The organism is Pseudomonas sp. Pseusp21, from assembly GCF_059492145.1.
In genome coordinates this window covers 5,246,620-5,262,508 of sequence record NZ_CP168520.1, presented here as the reverse complement: position 1 = coordinate 5,262,508, position 15,889 = coordinate 5,246,620, and the positions used below count along the sequence as shown (strand labels likewise).

Here is a 15,889-nt window from a genome sequence, read left to right as displayed (position 1 = left end):
ATAGAGATTTGAGTAGTAAAACCGAGTAGTACAACCCAAAAAGAAAAACCCCCGTAACTCATTGAATTACAGGGGTTTTCTGAATATGGCGGAGAGATAGGGATTCGAACCCTAGGTACCGGTGAAGGTACAACGGATTTCGAATCCGTCCCATTCGGCCACTCTGGCATCTCTCCAACGGCGCGCATCATAACAACACTTTCGCTGAATGGGAAACCCCCAGACGAAATTTTTTCCGTGCTATCAGATGCTTGCGTCGATTAAAGCGGTACGCCCAGACGGTTGGCGACTTCTTCGTAGGCTTCGATGACGTCACCGAGGCCCTGACGGAAGCGGTCCTTGTCCATCTTCTTCTTGGTGTCCTTGTCCCACAGACGGCAGCCGTCCGGGCTGAATTCGTCGCCCAGGACGATGGAGCCGTCGCTGAACACGCCGAATTCCAGCTTGAAGTCCACCAGCAGCAGACCTGCGTCGTCGAACAGTTTGCTCAGGACTTCGTTGACCTTGAGCGACAGTTCTTTCATGCGCACCAGTTGCTCGGCGGTGCCCCAACCGAAGGCAACGACGTGGGATTCGTTGATGAACGGGTCGCCCTTGGCGTCGTCCTTCAGGAACAGTTCGAAGGTGTACGGGTTGAGCTTCATGCCCTCCTCGACGCCCAGACGCTTGACCAGGCTGCCGGCGGCGTAGTTACGCACGACGCACTCGACCGGGATCATGTCGAGTTTTTTCACCAGCACTTCGTTGTCGGCCAGCAGTTTGTCGAATTGGGTCGGAATTCCGGCCGCTTCGAGTTTCTGCATGATGAAGGCGTTGAACTTGTTGTTCACCATGCCTTTGCGGTCGAGCTGCTCGATGCGCTTGCCGTCGAACGCCGAAGTGTCGTTGCGAAACAGCAGGATCAAGCGGTCAGCGTCGTCGGTCTTGTAAACCGATTTGGCTTTGCCGCGGTAGAGTTCTTCACGTTTTTCCATGATGGGCTCCGCTTGCTAAGTAGATGGGCTAGGCGATGTGGCGCCAGTCGAGCCCTGAATCTTGATCGGCCAGTTGCAGCCAGTCCGGGTCGCACCCGAGGGTGTCGACAAAACATTGCCGGGCCAGCTGCGGCAGGTTGTTCTTGCTGCTCAGATGGGCCAGGACCAGGTGTTGCAAGCCTTGCCAGCCCAACTCGGCCACCAGGAATGCCGCCTGATGGTTGTTCAAATGTCCCAGCTCGCCGCCCACCCGCTGCTTGAGAAAGTACGGGTAATGACCACGGGCCAGCATGTCGCGACAATGGTTGGACTCGATCATCAACGCATCGAGGTCCCGATAGCCGTCCAGCACCCGCTCACAGTATGAACCCAGGTCGGTCAGCAGGCCGAAGCGCCGCTGCTCTTGATCGCTGAATACGTACTGGGTCGGTTCCTGTGCATCATGGGCCACGGCAATGACCCCGATGTTCAGAGCACCGATCTGCAACTGCTCGCCACCGGTCACGAAACCGGCAGGTTCAATCGGTTTGCGCATCCCGCGCAGTGTGCCGCGACTGAGGTAGACAGGCAGATTGTAGCGCCGAGACAGCAAACCCACGCCATGCACGTGGTCGGCATGTTCGTGGGTTACGAGTATCGCGCTCAGTTGCGCCGGGTTCACACCCAGGCGCAACAGGCGTTTTTCGGTTTCCCGCAGGGAAAAACCACAATCCACCAGCACATACGTATCAGCACTGGCGATCAGCGTGCCGTTCCCTTGGCTACCGCTGCCGAGAACGGCAAAACGCATTGGATCAGCCCAGGTTGTCCTGAATCACGCTCAACACTTTGCGGGCCACATCGGCCGGCGCAACGGTGTTGATGTTTTTCTCGACGGTCACCTGAACGTTCTCGCCGACCTTGCTCAGGCGAACCTGATAACGCTCGGCGCGGGCTTCAACTTCTTCCTTGGTCGGCGCGCTGCCGAACAGGCTGCTGAAGAAACCAGGCTTCTCGTCTTTCTTCTCGGCCTTTTCGGACAAGTTGATGTAGTAGAGACCGAGGCTACGGTTGATGTCTTCAACGCGCCACTCGCCCTGTTCCAGCGCACGACCGACGCTCGACCAGGCACGATCCAGGTCCGTACCGACGTTGAGTACCGGGTTGCCGCTGCCGTCTTCGCTCAGGCTGACACGGCTCGGGGTATCGAAATCACGCGAAGCCAGCATCGACACCGAACCACCCTTCTCGGAGGTTCGGCTCATGCTCGCGAGCATGTCGTCGACCAGCGCAGCGTCGAGGCCGGTGTTGACCGAACGGTTGGTGAAATCGACATTGGCGGTGCTGCCGGCAGGACGCTCGGCGCTGACCACATAGACTTCACTGGTGTTGCGCTGCACGCCCGGTTCGATGCGCACCCGCACGCGGGTTTCGCTGTCGGTGCTGACGCCGGCGGCGCTCAGGCGCTTGGCCATGGCGGCGGACAGTTCGTCGGAATGCTGCCAGGTGGTGGTGAATTCGCCGGTTTGCGGGCGCTGTTCATCCAGACGGAAACCGTTGTCCTGGAAGTACTGCACCGCCACTGGCCAGACTTCGGCCGGTGGATGCTGGGCCATGACCCAACGCGAATCACCGCTTTTCTGCAGTGAGTAGTCGCTGGCGTCGGCCACGGTCGACAGTGGTTGAGGGCGCGGAACGATGTACTCACCCTTGGCGGTGTCGTCGGCCACGTTGCGCGGGATCGGCAGCAGCGGATCCAGACGCTTGGAGGTGCTGACGTCCGGTGGCAGTTGCATCGGTGCAGTCTGTTGCGCTTCCAGGTAATCGCTACCACGGTCACGGAAATAACCTTCCGGGCCCCAGATCCATCCGCAGCCACTGGTGCTGGAGATAATCAAGGCAAGTGCGGAAAGTCCGGCCATTCGCTTCATGCGTTGTACTTCCTCAATTAAACCAGGACGTTGCACTGGCGCAGGGCCGAGCGCAGCGTTTCATGACAAGGAGCGCTCAGCCAGGTCAGCGGCAGGCGGATGCCTTGGTGCATCAGGCCCATTTCGACCAAAGCCCACTTCACCGGAATCGGGTTGGCTTCGATGAACAGGTCCTTGTGCAGCGGCATCAGTTTTTCGTTGATGGCCCGTGCGGTCTCGGCGTCGCCCTTGAGCGCTGCCTCGCACAGGTCGGCCATTTCGCGCGGGGCGACGTTGGCGGTGACGGAGATGTTGCCCTTGCCGCCCAGCAGGATCAGCTCGACTGCGGTCGGATCATCGCCGGACAGCACGATGAAGTCCTTGCTCACGCCGTCGATGATTGCCTTGGCACGCTTCAGGTCGCCGGTCGCTTCCTTGATGCCGATGATGTTCGGCACGGTGGACAGGCGGATCACGGTCTCGGCCTGCATGTCGCAGGAGGTGCGGCCAGGAACGTTGTAGAGAATCTGTGGGATGTCGACCGCTTCGGCGATGTGCTTGAAGTGCTGGTACAGGCCTTCCTGAGTCGGCTTGTTGTAGTACGGGACGACCAGCAGGCAGGCATCGGCGCCGGCTTCTTTAGCGTTGCGGGTCAGCTCGACCGCTTCGCGGGTCGAGTTGGCGCCAGTACCGGCGATCACCGGAATACGACCGGCAACCTGTTTGACCACGGCTTTGATGACGGCGATGTGTTCTTCTACATCAAGGGTTGCCGACTCGCCGGTGGTGCCGACCGCGACAATGGCATGGGTGCCGTTCTTGAGATGGAAGTCCACGAGTTTGCTGAGGCTGTCCCAGTCAAGACGCCCTTGTGCATCCATGGGTGTGACCAGTGCCACCATACTGCCCGCAATCATGAAACCGCTCCTGCCGGAAAAAGAGAGCGGTAATGGTACTGGCGCCAAGATGCTTGCACAAGCGAAGTACTGTGCCGCCATTCCCCTTGGCGCCGCTTTTCGCTACCCTTCAGACTTTGATCGGTACTGATCAGCTTGTACGCCGGGTTCCAGTCTCCCGTTTCGGCCTCCCGGGCCCCGTTCCAGTGTCGTTGCCGTACGCTTGCTTGTTGATGGAGCCGTAACGCCACACGAATCGGGCCTTCCGGACAGTCATTGCCCCGGCAATCAACGCCCTCTCGCTACCGACCGCTCATCGCTTTAGGAATGCTGCATGTCCACCCCCACAGTTCGCGAACAATTCCTTGTCATCAGTGCCCTCGGCGCCAATCCCATGGAGCTGACCAACGTCCTGTGCCGCGCCAGCCATGAAAACCGCTGTGCGGTCGTCACTTCGCGCCTGACCCGCCACGGCGAGTGCAGCGCGCTCGTGCTCGAAGTCTCCGGCAGCTGGGACGCCCTGGCCCGCCTGGAAGGCAGCCTGCCGGTGCTGGCCAAGCGTCATGCGTTCACCGTCAACGTGGTGCGCAGCGCCGCCCTGGAAAACCGCCCGCAGGCCCTGCCGTACGTGGCTTACGTGTCTTCGGCGTACCGTCCGGACATCATCAACGAGCTGTGCCAGTTCTTCATGGATCACAACGTCGAGCTGGAAAACCTGACCTGCGATACCTATCAGGCACCGCAGACCGGCGGCACCATGCTCAACGCCACGTTCACCGTGACCCTGCCCGCCGGCACCCAGATCAGTTGGCTGCGTGACCAGTTCCTGGATTTCGCCGACGCCATGAACCTGGATGCACTGATCGAACCTTGGCGCCCACAGAACCCAATGTAAGGAAGCTTTCATGGCCGTTGTCATCGACCAACCGGTTCCGGATTTCGAAGCACCTGCCACCAGCGGGCAGACCGTCAGCCTGTCGGCCCTCAAGGGCAAGCAAGTGGTGATCTACTTCTATCCGAAGGACAGCACCCCGGGCTGCACCACCGAAGGCCAGGGCTTTCGTGATCAATACGCAGCATTCAAGGCTGCTAACACGGAAATCTTCGGCATTTCCCGCGACAGCCTGAAATCCCACGAGAACTTCAAGTGCAAGCAGGAGTTTCCGTTCGAGCTGATCAGCGACAAGGACGAAGCCGTCTGCCAGCTGTTCGACGTGATCAAGCTGAAAAAACTCTACGGCAAGGAATACCTGGGTGTTGATCGCAGCACCTTCCTGATCGACAAGAACGGCGTACTGCGTCAGGAATGGCGCGGCGTGAAAGTGCCAGGACACGTGGATGCAGTACTGGCTGCTGCTCAGGCGCTGAACAAGGCCTGATGCTGTCGGCGCCCTTGCGGGCGCCGCTTCATTTTCAAAGCAGCGGAGCTACAACTGGCTCCTTGCGCGGCCAGGCATCCAGCACAGCCTTGAACAACGTCGCCAGCGGAATCGCGAAGAACACGCCCCAGAATCCCCACAACCCGCCGAACAACAGCACCGCGCAGATGATTGCCACCGGGTGCAGGTTGACCGCCTCGGAAAACAGCAACGGCACCAGCACGTTGCCGTCCAGCGTCTGAATGATCCCGTAAACCGCCATCAAATAGATGAACTGATCGCTCCAGCCCCACTGGAACAGCGCAATCAGCAGCACCGGCACGGTCACCACCACGGCCCCGACATACGGCACCACCACCGACACGCCGACCAACAGAGCCAGCAGCGCCGCGTAGTTGAGGCCCAGTGCGACGAAAGCGATATAGGTCACGCCGCCACAGATCACGATCTCGATGACCTTGCCGCGAATGTAGTTGGCGATCTGCCGGTTCATTTCCTCGGCGACTCGAGTGATCAGCGCCCGCTCTCGTGGCAAATAGCCGCGCACCCACTCGCCGATCATCGCGCGGTCCTTGAGGAAGAAGAACACCAGGATCGGCACCAGCACCAAATAGATCATGATGTTCACCAGCAGCGGCAGGCTCGACAACGAGAACGTCAACGCCCACTGGCCGAACTTGCCGATCTCGCCTCGCGCCGCTTCGATGGCTTGCAGCACCTGCTCATCGGAGACCAGATGCGGATAGCGCTCGGGCAGCAACAACAGCAGCGATTGCCACTTGGCGAGCATCCCCGGCAATTCGTTGAACAGCGTGATCAACTGATGCCAGAGCAGCGGCAGCACCACGACGATGAACACCATCAGCACGCCCATGAACAGCGCAAATACCAGACCGACCGCCGCCCCACCGGGCACGCGCAGACGTTCGAGCGTGAGCACCAGCCCCTGCATCAGATACGCCAGCACCATCCCGGCCAGCACCGGCGCAAGCATTCCGCCAAGCGTCAGCACCGCGGTGAAGGCGAGAAACAGCAAAACCGCCAGCACCACGGCTTCTTCATCGGAGAAGTAGCGCTGAATCCAGTCGCGCAACACTTTGAACATCAATTTTCCTTAGGTCATTTACGCGGTCGGTTTCAGGCTTTTTTCAGCCAGTAACGGTAGACACCCGCCTCGTCCTCTTCACGCAGCAGCGTATGACCGGCCAATTTGGCAAAGGTGCGAAAGTCGCGTTGCGAGCCAGCATCCGTGGCAATCACCTTGAGTACTGCGCCACTGGGCAGCTTGTTCAGCTCCATTTTGGCCTTGAGCAACGGCAACGGACAATTCAGGCCACTGGCGTCCAGTTCACAGTCATGGGCTACAGCGTCGGTCATGCGTCACTCCGGATCAGGTAGTCAGGCTGCCTAGAATATCTGGTCGCAAGCCCGGTGTCCGGCTACAGTAAGGTCTTTGTCGACTAAGGCTTTGTGCATGACATTTCTGCGCCCTACCCTGCTGACGCTCGCTTGCCTGCTCGCCTCACCGGGCTTCGCCGACGACCTGCCGTCACTCGGTGACGCCAGCTCTGCCATCGTCTCACCACAACAGGAATATCAACTGGGTCGCGCCTGGCTGGCATTGCTGCGCAGCCAGGTTTCGCAGCTCAACGATCCACAACTCAAGGACTACGTCGAGTCCAGTGTCTATAAGCTGGTGGAAACCAGCCAGGTCAATGACCGACGCCTGGAATTCATCCTGATCAACAGCCCGCAGCTCAACGCCTTTGCGGCACCGGGCGGGATTGTCGGGGTCAACGGCGGCCTGTTCCTCAATGCCCAGACCGAGGGCGAATATGCCTCGGTACTGGCTCACGAACTGGCTCACTTGTCCCAACGCCACTTCGCTCGTGGCGTCGAGGCCTCGCAGCGGATGCAGGTGCCGATGATGGCGGCGCTGCTGGCCGGCATCGTGATCGCCGCTGCCGGCGCGGGCGACGCTGGCATCGCGGCGATTGCCGGCACCCAAGCGGCGGCCATCCAGGAGCAACGGCGCTTCTCGCGTCAGAACGAGCAGGAGGCCGATCGCATCGGCATCCTCAACCTGGAAAAGGCCGGCTACGATCCGCGCTCGATGCCGACCATGTTCGAGCGTTTGATGCGCCAATACCGTTTTGACGCCAAACCGCCGGAGTTCCTGCTGACTCACCCGGTCACTGAATCGCGGATCGCCGACACCCGCAACCGCGCCGAACAGGCTAAACCCGGCGGCATCGAAGACAGCAAGCGCTATCAACTGATCCGCGCGCGGGTGCAGTTGATCTACGAAGAAACGCCGGGCCTTGGTGCCAAGCGCTTTCGCGCGCAACTGGACGATAATCCGAATAACGATGTGGCCCGTTACGGATTGGCGATCGCCCAGATCAAGGGCGGTCAGCTGAACGAGGCACGAGAGAATCTCAAGCAACTGCTGGCCAAATCGCCGAACGAGATCATCTACAACCTGGCGCAGGTCGATCTGGACATCACCAACAACAAGCTGGCCGATGCCCAGTCCCGGGTTGACCGGATGCTCAGTCAGTACCCTGGCAATTACCCGCTGAATCAGGTGCGCGTCGATCTGTTGCTGAAACAGAACCGCACCGCCGATGCAGAGAAGGCGCTGGAAGGTTTGTTGAAATCGCGTCCTGACGATCCGGACGTGTGGTATCAGGTCGCAGAAACTCGCGGGCTGTCCGGCAACATCATTGGTCTGCATCAGGCCCGTGCCGAATATTTCGCGCTGGTCGGCGATTACCGCCAGGCCATCCAGCAACTGGACTTCGCCAAGCGCAAGGCCGGCAGCAACTTCCCGCTGTCGTCGCGTATCGATGCCCGCCAGCGCGAGCTGATGGAACAGGAGCGCATGGTCAAGGACATGATGGGTTAAACCCGCGCCAAGACAAATTCCGGACACAAAAAAACCGCCTCTTTCGAGGCGGTTTCTTTTACTTCTTCGATAACTGGATCATTCAGCCAGTTTGAAGGTGATGAAGCTGGCACGACCCTGACGCAGAACGCGCATCGACACCGAACGGTTTTTCGGCAGCGCCTTGGCGATCTCGGCGAACTCCTTCGAAGAGCCAATGGCCTGGTTGTTCAGGTGCGTGATGATGTCGCCCGGTTGCAGACCGATCAGCGCCGCAGGACCGTCCTGCACTTCCTTGATCACCACACCGCCCTTCAGGTCGTAGGTTTTCTTCTGCTCGGCGCTCAGTTCGGCAACCGAAACACCCAGACGATTGCTGTTGGTCTCGGCACCGGATTTCGGCAGGGCATCCAGTTCCTTGTCTTCATCAGGAATGGCGCCGACAGTCAGCTCGACATTCTTGCGCTTGCCGTCACGAATCACTTCGAGATTGGCCTTGGCGCCAGCCTTCAACGCACCCACCAGATGTGGCAGGTCGGCGGACATGACGATCGGTTGACCGTTCATGCTCAGGATTACGTCACCCACTTGCAGGCCGCCCTTGGCGGCCGGGCCGTCATCCTGAATCTGTGCAACCAGCGCACCGGCCGGCTTGTCCAGACCGAACGACTCGGCCAGATCCTTGTTCACTTCCTGGATCACGACGCCCAACCAGCCACGACTGACCTTGCCACCGCTTTTCAGCTGGTTGGAAACGTCCATGGCCACGTCGATCGGAATGGCGAACGACACACCCATGAAGCCACCGGAACGGGTGTAGATCTGCGAGTTGATCCCGACCACTTCACCGTTCAGGTTGAACAGCGGGCCACCGGAGTTACCCGGGTTGATCGGCACGTCGGTCTGGATGAAAGGCACGTAGTTTTCATTCGGCAGGCTGCGGCCGACGGCACTGACGATGCCTTGGGTCACGGTGTGGTCAAAGCCGAATGGCGAACCGATTGCCACGACCCACTGGCCGGCCTTCAGGTCCTGGGATTTGCCAAGCTTCAGCACTGGCAGATCCTTGCCTTCGATTTTCAGCAGCGCGACGTCGGAACGTGGGTCGGTGCCGATCAGCTTGGCCTTCATTTCACTGCGATCTGCCAGACGCACGAGGATTTCGTCGGCATCGGCGATCACGTGGTTGTTGGTCAGAATGTAGCCATCCGGCGAAATGATGAAGCCCGAACCCAACGATTGCGCCTCACGCTGGCGATCACCACGCGGAGAACGCTGCTGTGGCGGCATGCCGCGTTCGAAGAACTCGCGCAGCATCGGTGGCAAGCCTTCAAGGTCAGGCATCTGCTGGTTAACTTTGCGATCCGGCAGCTTTTGCGTGGTACTGATGTTCACCACCGCAGGCGAGGCCTGTTCGACCAGTTGGGTGAAATCAGGCAGGCTGGCCGGGCTGACCGCTTCAGCCGCCATGGCTGCAGGAACAGCCTGACCGAGCACCAGCACCGTGGCGAAAATGGAGAGATAAGACTTCAAGCTTGGTATCGACATACAGCTCCCGTTACGACGAGCAGGGTTAAGCGATATGGAGCAAGGAACACCGGAAACCACAGGCCGGCATTTTTGTTCCGGGAACAACAAACAAGGCCAGAGCCGAGAGGCTCTGACCTATAAAAAATTTTCGGGTGTTTTGCAAATGAAAATGCTCAGCAAACATTTCACGTCTCGACGACGAAGTGGAGATAGCTGGAATCAGCTCACTGCTTGCTGGTTGCAGCGCCATCATTGCGCATCGACAGGGCAATCCGTTCGGCGGTTCCGATTGGAATCTCGCCAACCACCGTCACCATCATTTCGCCTTGAGGCGTAGTCAAACGGCGGGATACGGCAACGGTCGGGCCCAACTGAGTCCGGGTATCGGTGACGGTTGCGCCGTTCAGCGGCTCCAGGAAGACAGAAAATCGTGCAAGACCATCGTCATACATCAGGCTGTTGACCTGGGTCTTGGTTTCCGGATCCTTGTGCGAGGAGCTGCTGGTAAGTTCGAAGCCAGGAGGCAACCAGTCGGAACGCCATACCTGAGCGGTCTTGACCGCAGAAGCCTTGTCGCTGTCGAGGGTGACTGTCTTGCAATCGGAATTGGCTTGCAGATCTTTGTCGGATGGAATTTCAGAGGTATCCAGTCGCGTAAACTGAAATCTCTCGAGTAACTGCCCCTTGTCGTTCAACAGCAGCGACTTGAGCGGCAGACCCGTTTCCCTGTCCAGATGCAGTTCGAAACCGTAGCGGTGCTGATCACGCGGCGTCAGCGATACGATCACCGCTTCACGCCCGGCCACACGCGACTTGCCAATGACGGCAAGCTCATACCAGTTCTTCAGCTTTTGAGGATCGAGAGGCCGAGCGGCAGAATTGGGAGAATCTCCCAGACCCGCAATCAGGGTGCCAATGACGCATTGAGTATGCCCATCAATGCGCACGACTTCCTGAGCCGAACCGTCGAGCTGAAGCAAACGCTCGCGGACCTGGCCATTCTGGACGCGATGCCAGATGTTGTGGGTAGAAAAGCTACCGTTACGCTCGTAAACGAATGTGCCGTGAAAGCTTTGCTGCTGCTCGGCCTGGCCCAGGCGGGTCAACCAGTCCTGAGCCTCGTCGGCGTGGGCTGGAACAATGAACCAGCCGCTGAGCAGAAGCGAAAGTAGAGGTATGGCGCGCATGATCCCCCTTAACGGTTTTCCAGGCTTGCTGCACGTGCATAAGGCAGCGCGCTCTCGGTGCCTTTCAAGGCAGCCTGTTGAGCGTGTTGACGCAGGTAACCTGGCAGACGCTGATCGTGCCAGCCTGGCTGACCTTGCAATACACCATTGGCCATTGGGCCAGTAGCTTCCGAACTCTCACTATAGCCTGCCAATACAGCCGGGCCTTTGACCTGAGGTGTGGCCAACACTGGCTGATTGGATTGCTGAGCGAGTTCGACGCCGGCGATTTCGTCCTGGTTGTACAGGCGAACACCCGCGAGAACGGCAACAGTCACCGAAGCGGCTACGGCCAGACGACCGAGGCTGCGCCATGGGCCACGAGACACTTTGGCAGGAGTGGCTTCATCTTCCAGTGCAGCAGAAACCGCCGCAGCGAGATCCAGACGTGGAAGCAACAGATCCTTGTGCATGGCTGCCCGAGCGATCTGGTAACGAGCCCAGGTTTCACGGGTTTCAACATCGTCCAGTGCATTGAGCACTCGACGCAGTTCCAGTTCGTCCGCTTCGTTATCCATCACTGCGGACAGCGATTCCTGCAGGGCTTCACGACTCATGGCGTTCCTCTCTTGGCTGTCGCCGCTGTCTTTAGTTTTCCTGCAGCAACGGCTGCAGGGCTTTATCGATGGCCTCCCGGGCGCGGAAAATCCGGGAGCGCACGGTACCAACTGGACATTGCATGACGCTCGCGATGTCCTCGTAACTCAGACCATCGAATTCGCGCAAAGTTAACGCCGTGCGCAAATCCTCTGGCAATTGCTGAATGGTTCGATGGACGGTGCCTTCGATCTCATCCCGCAGCAATGCCCGCTCTGGAGACTCGAGATCTTTCAGGCCGTGATCGCCATCATAGAACTCTGCGTCCTCGGAACTTACATCGCTATCCGGCGGCCGTCGGCCGCGTGAAACCAGATAGTTCTTCGCCGTGTTGATGGCGATGCGGTACAGCCACGTATAAAACGCACTGTCGCCGCGAAAATTTCCAAGCGCTCGATACGCCTTGATAAAGGCTTCTTGTGCGACGTCCTGGGCTTCATGGGTGTCGTGCACAAAACGCACGATCAACCCGAGAATTTTGTGCTGATACTTCAGCACCAGCAGATCGAAAGCTCGCTTGTCGCCACGCTGAACGCGTTCGACCAGCTGCTGATCCTCTTCCTGGGTTAGCATGAACACTCCTCGATAAACTCGAAGGAGGCTTGCATGACCAAACGACCGGACTTGCAAACATAGACTCGGGCTTTTCGCAAAAGTTCTCCCCCTCCAAGCAAGTTTCCTGCGGGCTCTGATTTGGCACGCACGAAAAACGCAGCGCGGGATGAACCGGCTGCGCGAATAATCTTGTCATCGGCTCGCCGGCAAGAACCCAACCGCAGGTTCCGCATTGAAGCCGACACTGTCCCTTGTTTCGGGCAACTGTCTATTGATCTTGGGCCTTTGGCAAAAGTTCCAAATATTTATAGACGTGCCGCGCCGACATTGTGCAACCGTGAGCTGAAAAAGCGTGTTTCATATGCGATACAGTCGCTTTTTCCTAAAACCGATGAAAAAAACTTCCCGACAAAGCGTCCGTATTTTTTCGTCACGGTAGTTTCACAATGCCATATCGGCCCGACTATTGTGCCGCCCAACCCCTCTATATACTAGTGGGCTGTGTGGCTGTCTCGACTCGCCCATCCGCCTGTCCTGCGCCAACCCCGACCCGGGTCGCTTTGAGCGGAATCCTGAAATGAGCCAACAGTTTCAACACGATGTTCTGGTGATTGGCAGCGGCGCTGCCGGTCTGAGTCTGGCGCTGACCCTGCCCGGTCATTTGCGCATCGCCGTACTGAGCAAAGGCGACCTCGCCAACGGCTCGACCTATTGGGCCCAGGGTGGCGTCGCGGCCGTACTGGACGACACCGACACCGTCGAATCCCATGTCGATGACACCCTGAATGCCGGCGGCGGCCTCTGCCATGAAGACGCGGTGCGTTTCACCGTGGAGCACAGTAAAGAAGCGATCCAGTGGCTGATCGATCAAGGCGTGCCGTTCACTCGCGACGATCAGTCCGGGACTGAAGACGGCGGCTTCGAATTTCACCTCACCCGCGAAGGCGGCCACAGCCATCGACGCATCATCCACGCCGCCGACGCCACAGGCGCCGCGATCTTCACGACCCTGCTGGCCCAGGCCAAAGAACGCCCGAACATCGAGTTGCTCGAACAGCGCGTAGCAGTCGATCTGATTACCGAGCGCCGGCTGGGGCTGGAGGGCGAACGTTGCCTGGGCGCCTACGTGCTCAACCGCAAAACCGGCGAAGTCGATACCTTCGGCGCACGCTTCGTGATCCTGGCGTCCGGCGGCGCCGCCAAAGTCTATCTATATACAAGCAACCCCGACGGAGCCTGCGGTGATGGCATCGCCATGGCCTGGCGTTCGGGTTGCCGGGTGGCGAACCTGGAGTTCAACCAGTTCCACCCCACCTGCCTCTATCATCCGCAAGCCAAGAGTTTCCTGGTAACCGAGGCCCTGCGCGGCGAAGGGGCTCATTTGAAGTTGCCGAACGGCGAGCGCTTCATGCAGCGCTTCGACTCACGTGCAGAACTGGCGCCACGGGACATCGTCGCCCGCGCCATTGACCACGAGATGAAGCGCCTGGGTGTCGATTGCGTCTACCTCGACATCAGCCACAAGCCGGAAGCTTTCATCAAATCGCACTTCCCGACCGTCTACGAGCGCTGCCTCGGCTTCGGCATCGACATCACCAAACAACCGATCCCGGTCGTGCCGGCGGCGCATTACACCTGCGGCGGCGTGATGGTCGATCAACAGGGCCGCACCGACGTCCCCGGTCTGTACGCCATCGGCGAAACCAGCTTCACCGGCCTGCACGGCGCCAACCGCATGGCCAGCAACTCGCTGCTCGAATGCTTCGTCTACGCCCGATCGGCAGCGGCGGACATTCTCGAGCAACTGCCCGACGTCGCCATCCCGCACGCCCTGCCCGCCTGGGACGCCAGCCAGGTGACCGACTCCGACGAAGACGTGATCATCGCCCACAACTGGGACGAATTGCGGCGCTTCATGTGGGACTACGTGGGCATCGTGCGTACCAACAAGCGCTTGCAACGGGCTCAGCATCGGGTGCGTCTGCTGCTGGACGAAATCGACGAGTTCTACAGCAACTATAAAGTCAGTCGCGACCTGATCGAGCTGCGCAACCTGGCGCAGGTAGCGGAACTGATGATCCGCTCGGCCATGGAGCGCAAGGAAAGCCGAGGCCTGCATTACACCCTCGACTATCCGGACCTGCTGCCCGAAGCACTCGACACTATTCTGGTGCCGCCCACCTACGTCGGCTGAACTTGAGGCGTACGCGCAGGCGTCGGTGCAGATCCGCCGCCTGCGAATCCCGGGGCACACAGATCGACCTGATCCGCCGCTCACCGCGCAAGCGAAAGCGCAGCACCACGATCAATGGCAGCGCCAGGCTGTCCGGGCGCAATTGCACCGCCTGCCAGCCATCGGCCCGATTCCACAATTGCCAGCCATCGACGTCACGACGCAATCCGCAAAATGCCTTGGGATGACTCAGCAGAATCTGCCGCGGCAACACCCGCGCAGCATGGCCGAGACACGCGAAAGCCCCGAGCAACCCGGCCCAGAATGGAATCGATAACAGAAACAGAGAACCCAGCGCGAATGCCTGGGCCAGCAGATACGCCGCCAGCAACTGCCGTGAGGCATGCCAGCGGCATTCAAACGTGTTACTTGGGCTGGACACGATCCAGAATCATGCGAACCATGCGTTGCAGCTCGGGATCTTCCGATTCGCTGCGCTCCATGAACCAGCCGAACATGTCCTGATCCTCGCACTCGAGCAGGCGGACATACAGCGCGCGATCCACCTCGTTCAGATTGGCGTAGACCTCTTTCACGAACGGCACCAGCAACACGTCGAGTTCCAGCATGCCGCGACGGCTGTGCCAAAAGAGGCGATTCAGTTCAACTTGTTCGACCATGGAGCCCTCCTCAAATAGGCCGCAAGTATACAGGCCCGAAGCGGCCCGAACAGTCGGCTTTGGTCGGGCACCATCGATCCTTTATGAACTACCCATTTCAACACCGCCCCCTTATGATGTGCCCCAGTCTATTTACCCTGCGATGACCCATGGCCGATTCTGCTTTTTTCTGCACCCTGTCTCATGAAGGCGTTCTCGCGGTTCGCGGCGCGGATGCCGGCAAATTCCTGCAAGGCCAGCTGACCTGCAACATCAATTATCTGAGCGAAACCCAGGCCAGCCTCGGCGCCCGCTGCACGCAGAAAGGCCGGATGCAGTCGAGTTTCCGCATCGTGCTGGAAGGCGACGGCGTGCTGCTGGCGATGGCCGGCGAGCTGCTGGAGCCGCAACTGGCGGACCTGAAAAAGTACGCGGTGTTCTCCAAATCGAAACTGACCGACGAAAGCGCCTCCTGGGTGCGCTTCGGCCTCGATGATGGCGATGCGGTCCTGAGCAGTCTGGGCCTGGAACTGCCGGCAGAAACCGACAGCGTGGCCCGCCACGAAGGGCTGATCGCGATTCGCGTCTCCCCGAACCGTGCCGAACTCTGGGTGCCCGCCGATCAGGCCGACACCATCAAAGGCAAGCTGTCCGCGCAATTGACCGAAGCCGAACTCAATCAATGGCTGCTGGGCCAGATCCGTGCCGGGATCGGCCAGGTCATGCCGAGCACCCGCGAGTTGTTCATCCCGCAGATGCTCAATCTGCAAGCCGTCGGCGGCGTGAGTTTCAAGAAAGGCTGCTACACCGGCCAGGAAATCGTCGCGCGCATGCAGTACCTGGGCAAACTCAAGCGTCGCCTGTACCGCGTGCAACTGGACGCCGCTGAGCTGCCGGAGCCCGGCACCCCGCTGTTCGCCCCGAGCCACGGCAGTTCGATCGGCGAAGTGGTGCTGGCCGCCCGTACCGAAAAGAATATTGAACTGCTGGCGGTGTTGCAGGCCGAAGCTGCCGAAGCGGGCGACTTGCATCTGGGCTCGGCCGAAGGTCCGGCGCTGCACTTGCTCGACCTGCCATACGAACTGGATCGCGACCGCGAAATCCAGCGTTGATCGCAGCATTTG

The 15,889-nt window shown here is 59.5% G+C and carries 17 protein-coding genes and 1 tRNA gene; 5 read left to right on the top strand and 13 right to left on the bottom strand.

All coding sequences use genetic code 11. The features are described 5' to 3' along the window. Positions 1-86: 86 nt before the first annotated feature. From ACEN93_RS23915 to dapA, 5 genes are all read right to left on the bottom strand, one after another. Positions 87-176, bottom strand: a tRNA-Ser gene (locus ACEN93_RS23915). 84 nt (positions 177-260) lie between these two features. Continuing rightward, entirely contained in the window at positions 261-974 is a 714-nt protein-coding gene (gene purC / locus ACEN93_RS23910) for a phosphoribosylaminoimidazolesuccinocarboxamide synthase (protein ID WP_085710248.1), read from the bottom strand. A 28-nt stretch (positions 975-1,002) separates the two neighbouring features. Further along, on the bottom strand, positions 1,003-1,764 hold the full coding sequence (locus tag ACEN93_RS23905; RefSeq protein ID WP_011332911.1) for an MBL fold metallo-hydrolase: 762 nt from the start codon (positions 1,762-1,764) through the stop codon (positions 1,003-1,005). A 4-nt stretch (positions 1,765-1,768) separates the two neighbouring features. Next, positions 1,769-2,884 carry an NlpB/DapX family lipoprotein gene (gene bamC / locus ACEN93_RS23900; RefSeq protein ID WP_011332910.1) on the bottom strand — a complete coding sequence of 372 codons (1,116 nt, stop codon included), beginning with the start codon at positions 2,882-2,884 and terminating at the stop codon, positions 1,769-1,771. A gap of 17 nt (positions 2,885-2,901) precedes the next feature. Beyond that, positions 2,902-3,780 carry a 4-hydroxy-tetrahydrodipicolinate synthase gene (gene dapA / locus ACEN93_RS23895; protein ID WP_007958015.1) on the bottom strand — a complete coding sequence of 293 codons (879 nt, stop codon included), beginning with the start codon at positions 3,778-3,780 and terminating at the stop codon, positions 2,902-2,904. A gap of 313 nt (positions 3,781-4,093) precedes the next feature. Between dapA and ACEN93_RS23890 the strand changes: the two genes are divergently transcribed. Together ACEN93_RS23890 and ACEN93_RS23885 are read left to right on the top strand one after the other, a co-directional pair. After that, positions 4,094-4,654 (top strand): glycine cleavage system transcriptional repressor, encoded by a 561-nt coding sequence (locus tag ACEN93_RS23890; protein ID WP_007958014.1) that lies wholly within the window; start codon positions 4,094-4,096, stop codon positions 4,652-4,654. 10 nt (positions 4,655-4,664) lie between these two features. Continuing rightward, positions 4,665-5,138, top strand: coding sequence for a peroxiredoxin (locus tag ACEN93_RS23885; protein WP_039772668.1), 474 nt, complete (start codon positions 4,665-4,667; stop codon positions 5,136-5,138). A 34-nt stretch (positions 5,139-5,172) separates the two neighbouring features. Here ACEN93_RS23885 and ACEN93_RS23880 read toward each other — a convergent pair whose 3' ends face one another. Together ACEN93_RS23880 and ACEN93_RS23875 are read right to left on the bottom strand one after the other, a co-directional pair. Beyond that, on the bottom strand, positions 5,173-6,243 hold the full coding sequence (locus ACEN93_RS23880) for an AI-2E family transporter (RefSeq protein ID WP_039772670.1): 1,071 nt from the start codon (positions 6,241-6,243) through the stop codon (positions 5,173-5,175). A 32-nt stretch (positions 6,244-6,275) separates the two neighbouring features. Then, positions 6,276-6,515 (bottom strand): sulfurtransferase TusA family protein, encoded by a 240-nt coding sequence (locus tag ACEN93_RS23875; protein ID WP_007958011.1) that lies wholly within the window; start codon positions 6,513-6,515, stop codon positions 6,276-6,278. 97 nt (positions 6,516-6,612) lie between these two features. On the opposite strand from ACEN93_RS23875, the gene ACEN93_RS23870 reads away from it, so the two are divergent. Then, complete coding sequence (locus ACEN93_RS23870) at positions 6,613-8,046, top strand: M48 family metalloprotease (RefSeq protein ID WP_323150930.1); 1,434 nt, start codon at positions 6,613-6,615, stop codon at positions 8,044-8,046. 78 nt (positions 8,047-8,124) lie between these two features. Here the strand turns inward: ACEN93_RS23870 and ACEN93_RS23865 are convergent, their stop codons facing one another. The 4 genes from ACEN93_RS23865 to rpoE form a co-directional block, all read right to left on the bottom strand. Then, positions 8,125-9,495 (bottom strand): DegQ family serine endoprotease, encoded by a 1,371-nt coding sequence (locus tag ACEN93_RS23865; protein WP_235375926.1) that lies wholly within the window; start codon positions 9,493-9,495, stop codon positions 8,125-8,127. A gap of 284 nt (positions 9,496-9,779) precedes the next feature. After that, entirely contained in the window at positions 9,780-10,742 is a 963-nt protein-coding gene (locus ACEN93_RS23860; protein WP_495610581.1) for a MucB/RseB C-terminal domain-containing protein, read from the bottom strand. A gap of 8 nt (positions 10,743-10,750) precedes the next feature. Beyond that, positions 10,751-11,338, bottom strand: a complete 588-nt coding sequence (locus tag ACEN93_RS23855) for a sigma-E factor negative regulatory protein (RefSeq protein WP_039772679.1) — start codon at positions 11,336-11,338, stop codon at positions 10,751-10,753. 31 nt (positions 11,339-11,369) lie between these two features. After that, on the bottom strand, positions 11,370-11,951 hold the full coding sequence (gene rpoE / locus ACEN93_RS23850; RefSeq protein WP_003172477.1) for an RNA polymerase sigma factor RpoE/AlgU: 582 nt from the start codon (positions 11,949-11,951) through the stop codon (positions 11,370-11,372). 559 nt (positions 11,952-12,510) lie between these two features. On the opposite strand from rpoE, the gene nadB reads away from it, so the two are divergent. After that, the gene (gene nadB, locus ACEN93_RS23845) at positions 12,511-14,127 is read left to right on the top strand and encodes an L-aspartate oxidase (protein ID WP_039772681.1); all 1,617 of its coding nucleotides are present in this window, start codon (positions 12,511-12,513) and stop codon (positions 14,125-14,127) included. Here nadB and ACEN93_RS23840 read toward each other — a convergent pair. Beyond that, on the bottom strand, positions 14,096-14,548 hold the full coding sequence (locus ACEN93_RS23840; protein WP_039772683.1) for a protein YgfX: 453 nt from the start codon (positions 14,546-14,548) through the stop codon (positions 14,096-14,098). The genes nadB and ACEN93_RS23840 overlap by 32 nt on opposite strands. Next, positions 14,532-14,786, bottom strand: a complete 255-nt coding sequence (locus ACEN93_RS23835) for an FAD assembly factor SdhE (protein WP_007957989.1) — start codon at positions 14,784-14,786, stop codon at positions 14,532-14,534. Before ACEN93_RS23835 ends, ACEN93_RS23840 begins: the two co-directional genes overlap by 17 nt. Before the next feature lie 149 nt (positions 14,787-14,935). Between ACEN93_RS23835 and ygfZ the strand changes: the two genes are divergently transcribed. Further along, positions 14,936-15,877 carry a CAF17-like 4Fe-4S cluster assembly/insertion protein YgfZ gene (ygfZ, locus tag ACEN93_RS23830; protein ID WP_163974161.1) on the top strand — a complete coding sequence of 314 codons (942 nt, stop codon included), beginning with the start codon at positions 14,936-14,938 and terminating at the stop codon, positions 15,875-15,877. The last annotated feature ends 12 nt before the right edge of the window (positions 15,878-15,889 follow it).

Excerpts from the sequence above, each read along its gene's own strand:
- purC (WP_085710248.1), bottom strand. The coding sequence starts at position 974 with ATGGAAAAACGTGAAGAACTCTACCGCGGCAAAGCCAAATCGGTTTAC.
- ACEN93_RS23905 (WP_011332911.1), bottom strand. The coding sequence starts at position 1,764 with ATGCGTTTTGCCGTTCTCGGCAGCGGTAGCCAAGGGAACGGCACGCTG.
- bamC (WP_011332910.1), bottom strand. The coding sequence starts at position 2,884 with ATGAAGCGAATGGCCGGACTTTCCGCACTTGCCTTGATTATCTCCAGC.
- dapA (WP_007958015.1), bottom strand. The coding sequence starts at position 3,780 with ATGATTGCGGGCAGTATGGTGGCACTGGTCACACCCATGGATGCACAA.
- ACEN93_RS23890 (WP_007958014.1), top strand. The coding sequence starts at position 4,094 with ATGTCCACCCCCACAGTTCGCGAACAATTCCTTGTCATCAGTGCCCTC.
- ACEN93_RS23885 (WP_039772668.1), top strand. The coding sequence starts at position 4,665 with ATGGCCGTTGTCATCGACCAACCGGTTCCGGATTTCGAAGCACCTGCC.
- ACEN93_RS23880 (WP_039772670.1), bottom strand. The coding sequence starts at position 6,243 with ATGTTCAAAGTGTTGCGCGACTGGATTCAGCGCTACTTCTCCGATGAA.
- ACEN93_RS23875 (WP_007958011.1), bottom strand. The coding sequence starts at position 6,515 with ATGACCGACGCTGTAGCCCATGACTGTGAACTGGACGCCAGTGGCCTG.
- ACEN93_RS23870 (WP_323150930.1), top strand. The coding sequence starts at position 6,613 with ATGACATTTCTGCGCCCTACCCTGCTGACGCTCGCTTGCCTGCTCGCC.
- ACEN93_RS23865 (WP_235375926.1), bottom strand. The coding sequence starts at position 9,495 with ATGGCGGCTGAAGCGGTCAGCCCGGCCAGCCTGCCTGATTTCACCCAA.
- ACEN93_RS23860 (WP_495610581.1), bottom strand. The coding sequence starts at position 10,742 with ATGCGCGCCATACCTCTACTTTCGCTTCTGCTCAGCGGCTGGTTCATT.
- ACEN93_RS23855 (WP_039772679.1), bottom strand. The coding sequence starts at position 11,338 with ATGAGTCGTGAAGCCCTGCAGGAATCGCTGTCCGCAGTGATGGATAAC.
- rpoE (WP_003172477.1), bottom strand. The coding sequence starts at position 11,951 with ATGCTAACCCAGGAAGAGGATCAGCAGCTGGTCGAACGCGTTCAGCGT.
- nadB (WP_039772681.1), top strand. The coding sequence starts at position 12,511 with ATGAGCCAACAGTTTCAACACGATGTTCTGGTGATTGGCAGCGGCGCT.
- ACEN93_RS23835 (WP_007957989.1), bottom strand. The coding sequence starts at position 14,786 with ATGGTCGAACAAGTTGAACTGAATCGCCTCTTTTGGCACAGCCGTCGC.
- ygfZ (WP_163974161.1), top strand. The coding sequence starts at position 14,936 with ATGGCCGATTCTGCTTTTTTCTGCACCCTGTCTCATGAAGGCGTTCTC.